Below are 6,729 nucleotides of genomic sequence, written 5' to 3'. Positions count from 1 at the left end.
TCACTGGGCATTGTCACGGGTCATTAGCTCCACGAAGGTGTTGCGAGCCTTCTCGGGCCGGTCCTTTCTTTCCCGCACGGACGTTCTCGGCGTCATCACCGGCTGACCACGCGCGGCAGGGTGTAGCGCACCCGGTCGGGACACGTCCTGTTTGCGCGACCGAGATCCCGCGAGACTCGAAAAGCGTGGGGTTACGAGGAAGGATCGTGATGAGGCAATCGACAGATATCGCCGAACGGGCGGACGTCGTCGGCATGTGGGTGACAGCGGATGGCTACATCCGCCAGGAACTGCGCGCGGACGGACGCTACGACGAGGCGCGCGGACAGCGCCGCAGCGCGTACACCGGCAGCTACACGGTCACCGGAAACCATCTGGACTACGTCGACGACAGTGGTTTCACCGCGACCGGCGACATTCGTGACGGGGTGCTGTTCCACGAGCATCTCGTTCTCTACCGAGAGGACGCGCAGTCATGAGTGAAGGCAGGGTCGTCCTGATCACCGGGGCGAGCAGCGGCATCGGCGCGGCGACCGCGCGGAAACTGGCCGCGGAGGGGCACAAGGTGTTTCTCGGCGCGCGCCGCACCGAGCGCCTCGAAAAATTGGCCGGAGAAATCGGGGGCGCGGCGGGATTCCGGGCGCTGGACGTGACCGACGCGACCGATGTCGAGTCCTTCGTGGCGGCGGCCGGGGAGCATTTCGGTCGCGTCGATGTGGTGGTCAACAATGCGGGCGTCATGCCGCTGTCGCCCTTGGCCGCGACGAAGATCGACGAATGGGATCGGATGATCGACGTGAACATCCGTGGCGTTCTGCACGGCATCGCCGCGGCGCTGCCGGTCATGCGGGCGCAGGGCGGCGGGCATTTCGTCAATATCGCCTCGGTCGGGGCCTACGAGGTGGTGCCGACGGGGGCGGTGTACTGCGCGACGAAATTCGCGGTCCGGGCGATCTCCGAAGGTCTGAGACAGGAATCCGGGGGTGACGTGCGGGTCACGGTGGTGTCTCCCGGTGTGACGGAATCCGAACTCGCCGACAGCATTTCCGATGAAAGGGCGCGCGCGGACATGAAAATCTATCGCGCCGTGGCGCTCCCGGCCGAGGCGATCGCGAATGCCATCGCGTTCGCCATCGATCAGCCGGCGGAGGTGGATGTGAACGAGATCGTCGTTCGCCCCGCCGCGAGCGCGCAGTAGCGCGGCTCGACCGGGGCGGCCGTTCGATCAGGGCCGTCCCGTCTGCGCGTCGCGCCGTTCGCGCTCCTCGGTCGCGGTGAGTGTGCCGAGCAGGCGCAGCGCCTGCTCGCTCGGGGATCCCGGTTCGGCCTGATAGACGACCAACTGTTGCCCGGGTCGTTCGCGTACGTCGAAAGCCTGGAAGGTCAGGCTGAGCGGGCCGACATCGGGGTGGATGAGGTTCTTCGCCTCCGAGGTCTTACCGCGGACATGCCCCTGGGCCCAGAGTCGCCGGAAAGCCGGGCTTGCCGCGCAGAGTTCGTCGACCAGCGCGGTCAGGCGGGCATCCGGGCCGTGCCCGACCGCCAATCGCAGGGTCGCCACCGAGGATTGCGCCGTCCGTGACCAGTCGGCGTAGAACGATTCGGCCGCCGGGTCGAGAAACACCATGCGCATCAGATTGCCGGTCACGGTGAACGGGGAGAACAACGCGTCGGCCAGTCGATTGCGAGCCAGTATGTCGAGCGTGGGATTCAGCACGAATGCCGGAGTCGCGTCGAAGGTGTTCACCAATTGCCGAAGCGCGGGCCCGACCGATTCCCGGACGCCGGACCCGCGAACGCCCGGCGCCAGGCGTGCCAACCGGTACAGGTGCATTTCCTGATCCGCGTCCAGGCGTAGTGCCCGCGTGAGCGCGTCGAGAACCTGAGCGGACGGATTGCGTTCACGCCCCTGTTCCAGGCGGGTGTAGTAGTCGGCGCTCAGCCCGGTCAGCTGTGCGACCTCTCTGCCGCGAACCCCGGACACCCCGCGCTGCCGTCGGCGGGCATCCCGAACTCGTCCGGACGTCAGTTCGCGACGCGTCCGCTGTAGCATTCCGAGTCGATTGTCGGAATCCATGATTCGAGCGATGGCGTCACTGCTGTCGAGTGCGGACTTGAGCTCGGAGTCAGCGCATGCAGCGTCCGTCCGACTCGTCTACATCGTGGACTTGCCTCTTGTCACAAACGGGTGTGTGGCTACGACGTGCTGTAGCCTCTCGCGCCATGGCCCTTTAAGGCTACCGATCTGCAGAGCGATCTTCCCCATCGCGCGGCAGAAGTCATCCTCCTCTGCTCGTCTTTGCGAATCGATGGGGGTGAACTGTTCTATAGGGCGATCGGTGGCGATCACGAGGTCGAGTATCAGATCGAGATTGCAGGCGCGACGGTGCACCTTTGCGTGGTCGACATCGTTCTCGGCGTGGACTACTTGGAAGCCGATCGCTGTGAACCCTGCAGCCTGTAGTGCACTGAATAGCGCCACCCATGCTGCTGGGTCGCGATTGGCGTAGGAAAGAACGAGGTGGCCGTCCGGCTTCAAGGTCCTTCGCATTTCGAGGAAGGCTTGGGTGAGGGTGGCTTCGTAGGCGTCTGTGTCAACGGCATCTGTGGATACAACTGCCTCGCCATCGACACGTGAGGTGTCCAAGCCGGCCCACGCGCGGAAGATTTCAGACAGTTCTCCGTACTTCACGTCGTCGTGGTATGGCGGATCTGTGCACACCAGGTCGAACGAGTTGCTCGGGGCGAGGAGCCTTGTACTCGACCCGACGACGACTCGGACATCAACGGTGCGGGACCCACGTGAACGCCGCTGTCGAGCGGGTAGCGGCCCGGCAACCGAGGGAGTACGCCCGAGGCGTTCGGCATACCAGTTGCCTGCTTTTGCGAGATGGGCCAATCGGCGCCCGACGGTGCCTCGACCCGACTGTGGAGCCCCCCATACATTCGGTTCGGCGGAAAGGGTTGTGACGTTGTAGCGATGATTGGCCATTGCCTCGTAGGCCTTGAGATAGCGGGCGTCCCATCGGGACAGGTAACCGGCCATTTCGACCGAACCGAGTACTGCCGCATGGAGCGTGGACGCGATAGCTTTGTCTCCTGCGGCGGCGGCTTCGACCGTGTCGACGAGTGCGTTGATTACCGCATGCTGGCGGCGTGGCATGACTTGGTGCCAATGTGTCATGCCGTAGCGGCGGAGCACGGTGGTTTCAGTGCCCTGCAGGATCTCGGGGAGGCAGGGTTGGTGGGGCCACGACGTGTCTGCGGCGAGCATGAGTTCGTGGTCGCTCGGAGGTCCGAACTCGCGACAGCCGGGGGCGGTGCGCTCGACAAGAATCGGCACCCAGCGTATTTGTCCAGACTCCCAGATTCGGCCAGAGTAGCCGCATTGGCAGCGGAACTTGCGGCCTTGGGTGTAGCGGGCACCCGGTTGGATGGTCCGTTTGCAGGTTCGACACTGGGTTCGCCGATCTGCGGCGCCGAACTGGAGGTGACCGGACGGGCATGCGAGCCAGCCCGCTCTTCCGCCCTGGTCGACCCGTTCGGTGAGACTGACAATTGCTGAGGGAAAGAGCCGTACGGGATCGCAGCACTTCGGGCAGGCGACCACTGCGACCCTGAGGGTGTGCGCCACTGTCGCTGGTGTGCCGTCCTCGAACGACGTGGAGTATGCGGTTTCGAGTAGGGGCGCCACTGCGGTGTGGAGTCGATGGGCCGCAGGTTCGAGTCGCTCCGCCTGTGGGAGCGAAAGCATCGTGGTGAGGTTTTGGGCGGCCCACAGGTTGATGTCTTGGGCATAGACGCGGTGGCCGCGCAGCAGCGCGGCCAAGGCGATGACGCCACCGCCGGTGAACGGATCTGCAACGACGAGTCGGCCTGGTTGGTCGACGTTGGCGGCGTCTATGAGTGCTCCAGTCACGGCCTCGGTGCGCCGTGCCCACCACCGGTAAGTGGTCAGGGGTGGTAGTACGTTCTGCCGGGATCGGGCTTCGGCGCGGGCCCTGGTGTTAACGCCGACCACGTCAAGGTGGCGGAGCACGCTTCGCCGCGCATCAGGGGTAGCCATCATCCGTTTTTACTCTGCCGGATGTCATCTGTTGTCCGGGTGGTCTTTCGGGCGGGTGGCGTTGCCGTGAAATGGCCGGCCACTTCGAGGTCGCCGAGGAACTGGACGAACCGCTCCGATTGGCCTGTGGTCAACTCGACGCCTGCCTCGATGTGGCCGCGGAGTCCCCATGAGGTGAGATTCGCGGTGCCGAGATAGCCGATGCGGCGGTCGGCGATCACGAATTTGGCGTGCAGCATGGCAGGGGCGGGGCCGGTGAACCAGCGCACGGTAACCGGGCCGGTATGGGCGAGCCGATTGAGGTGGCGGTACAGCGTTGCGTGGTGATGCTCCTCTGCAGGGTTGTTCGCGTAGATGACCGTGGCGATGGCGCGGACCTCCAGCGCCGGTAGTAGCACCTCATCGAGGCGCTCGAAGCCGGCGTGGTTCCAGAAGGCGCCCCCCATGTGCAGTGTGCTGGTCGCACGGCGAATCACGTCGAGTACCAGACTGTCGAGATGTTCGGCATCGCCTATCGACACGGCTTCTCCTGGCGCGGAAAGTACCAGCCGCTGCTCACTGGGTGGCTTGGAGTCGGGCAGCGTACTGGCCGCCAGCACCTCGCAGACGATCACCAGCTCGGCAGCCCGGTGCGGCACTGGGCAGCCATCGTCGGCGACCACTGCGGTGCGGACCAGTTCTTGGCGCACGGTGTAGCCGATGTCACCGGTGTCTCTCGGAAGAGCCTGTGCTCCGCTGGTGAGTATCTGCGCTGCGAGATGAGCGGCACCTGCGCGAGTGCCCACCGTACTGGCCAGCAGTTCGGCGAGGGGAACAAGGTCGACGATCCCGGTCATCGTGTCGCAGCTCGCTGCCTCGTCCACAACCAGAAGCGGCGTAGTAACTTGCGATCGAGATCGGCGTTCCACACTCTGCATCCGTACGACATGTACAGGCAACGATCGCAGGCAGCATGGGGTCGCAAGGTCGAGGTCTGCGAGCACAACGGATCGTTGTCGCAGTGGTCGATCGTATCCACGGCTCGCTCGAGCCATGGTCCGATTCGGCGGCGTTGCACGGTGTCGAATGCTCCGAGGGTGAAGTCGGCATACGACACCACGTAGATGGCCGAGGTCAGTGCATTGGGTACGATCCACTCGGCGAGGCTCGATTCGCCGAAGCCGGCTTGGCCGTCATCCAGCGCGCGGAGAAGGGCGTGCGAGGCGGAGTGCACGAGGCGGCGGACAACGCGGGCGCTGCCGTTCGCATCATCACGATCGGCCAGGATCTCGGCAACCTTCAGCTTCGCATCTCGCAGCGTGGCCGGTGTAGTGCCTGCCCACAGGCCAGCGTGCTGCAGGAAACCGAGGATCGCCTGGGCGTCGAACGTGATCAGCAATGCTTCTGTGTTCGCTGGGACAGCGAAGATCGGGGTCTTGTTGTTGTACCGATGGGTCACGGCGTAGGTCCGTAGATGTGCCTGACCAGGCTCTCGGCGTGCTCGGCTGTATCCATAGCTGGCTGTCACGATCGGGAAGCTCTGTGTGACGGAGATGTCGTCGATGCCGAGCCCGGCGATGGCCTTGGAAACAGCGGACGTGGTCGCACGCGCCGCCGCTCCGGAGGAGCTCGCCACGACTTCGGTGAAGCTGCGGCGGTCGGTGATGACATTGCGGTCGAATAGCCCCGCGCGTTCGACCATCGGCCTTTCAGCGGCCATCGTTATTACGTCGGTGTCGACGCCGGCCATGATCGCGGGCGGTCCGAGCGCGGCTGGTGCCTGCCGCTGTCGGACCGTATCGATGGTGAGCTCGTCGATGCCACTTTTCCGTAGGGTGGCTTCGGTCTCGACCCACTTCTCGGCCGTCATGCGTGGGCCGGCGGCGGGTTGGTTCAGCTCGGTGAGCGACGCGGCCAGGTTCTCCTCGTCTCCGAGCCAGGAGGCCAGCGCGACAACGCCGCGGTCGTTGTTGCGCTGAAGGTTGTCGTAGGTCTGGTTCGAGGAGATGTTGAGGATGGTGAGGCCGTGGGGATACCAGACGCGCTGATCGCGCGCGGTGTAGCCCTGACGGTAGGGCGTGTTTCCGTCGGAGTATCGGCCGCAGTCGCAGGGGGTGAAGCGGGTGCTTCGTGCGCTGCCGCAGGTGCGGCATCGCCACGACGATGCCCGGAATGACCCGAGATCCTCGAGGTACAAATTTGCTGCGCTGTCGCAGGCCGAGCAGCTCGGTGTGTAGAGGGGCTCCATGGCTCCGCAGTTGTGGGCAGTGAGGTATCGGAGCTGTCGCATCTTCGAGGAGCAGTGCTGACAGCGGAGCCGCCCGGTCTGTTTGGTGTCGGTAACGAGTTGGTCCTGGTGCCACCAGCGCCGAACACGACCGCAGGTGGAGTTCACGCACTCGAAGGAGAGTGGGAAGACGTCCCAGACCACCTCCTCGGGCCTGATGAACACGAACTCGTCGCGGTTGGTCCGGGGGTTCGGTAGACCTATCTGGTCGCGATGCCAGCGGTTGATTTCGTTCGCCAGCTCGTCCAGCAGCACTGTCTGGTTGATTTCACCGCTGACGCGGCGGCCGTCGATGCGTTGGACACGCGCGTAGAAGCCGTCGTCGTGGGCGAAAATTGCACCGGGGAGGTAGCGGTATAGAACCTGAGTGGTCGAGCGCTTCAACGGTGGACCCTCC

General features: G+C 64.7%; 6 protein-coding genes. 2 read left to right on the top strand and 4 right to left on the bottom strand.

The window, feature by feature from the left end; genetic code table 11:
- Window positions 1–209 precede the first annotated feature (209 nt).
- Window positions 210–479, top strand: coding sequence for an Atu4866 domain-containing protein (locus ON26_RS15115; RefSeq protein ID WP_040796767.1), 270 nt, complete (start codon window positions 210–212; stop codon window positions 477–479).
- Window positions 476–1,198, top strand: coding sequence for an SDR family oxidoreductase (locus tag ON26_RS15110; protein WP_040796766.1), 723 nt, complete (start codon window positions 476–478; stop codon window positions 1,196–1,198). Before ON26_RS15115 ends, ON26_RS15110 begins: the two co-directional genes overlap by 4 nt.
- Before the next feature lie 27 nt (window positions 1,199–1,225).
- Here ON26_RS15110 and ON26_RS15105 read toward each other — a convergent pair whose 3' ends face one another.
- The 4 genes from ON26_RS15105 to ON26_RS33415 all read right to left on the bottom strand — a co-directional run bounded on the left by ON26_RS15105 (window position 1,226) and on the right by ON26_RS33415 (window position 6,716).
- Complete coding sequence (locus tag ON26_RS15105; RefSeq protein ID WP_245545860.1) at window positions 1,226–1,984, bottom strand: helix-turn-helix transcriptional regulator; 759 nt, start codon at window positions 1,982–1,984, stop codon at window positions 1,226–1,228.
- Window positions 1,985–2,155: 171 nt separating this feature from the next.
- A complete protein-coding gene (locus tag ON26_RS33420; RefSeq protein ID WP_157171905.1) occupies window positions 2,156–4,066 on the bottom strand; it encodes a hypothetical protein in 1,911 nt (636 codons plus the stop codon).
- Window positions 4,066–4,902: a phospholipase D-like domain-containing protein gene (locus ON26_RS15090; protein ID WP_157171904.1), complete on the bottom strand. Its 837-nt coding sequence runs from the start codon at window positions 4,900–4,902 to the stop codon at window positions 4,066–4,068. Before ON26_RS15090 ends, ON26_RS33420 begins: the two co-directional genes overlap by 1 nt.
- The gene (locus ON26_RS33415) at window positions 4,899–6,716 is read right to left on the bottom strand and encodes a DUF8724 domain-containing protein (protein WP_040796761.1); all 1,818 of its coding nucleotides are present in this window, start codon (window positions 6,714–6,716) and stop codon (window positions 4,899–4,901) included. The genes ON26_RS15090 and ON26_RS33415 overlap by 4 nt, the downstream gene beginning before the upstream one ends.
- Window positions 6,717–6,729: the final 13 nt, after the last annotated feature.

This window comes from Nocardia higoensis NBRC 100133 (genome assembly GCF_000308595.1).
In the GTDB taxonomy this organism is placed as follows: domain Bacteria; phylum Actinomycetota; class Actinomycetes; order Mycobacteriales; family Mycobacteriaceae; genus Nocardia; species Nocardia higoensis.
This window is presented reverse-complemented; position numbering and strand designations above follow the sequence as displayed.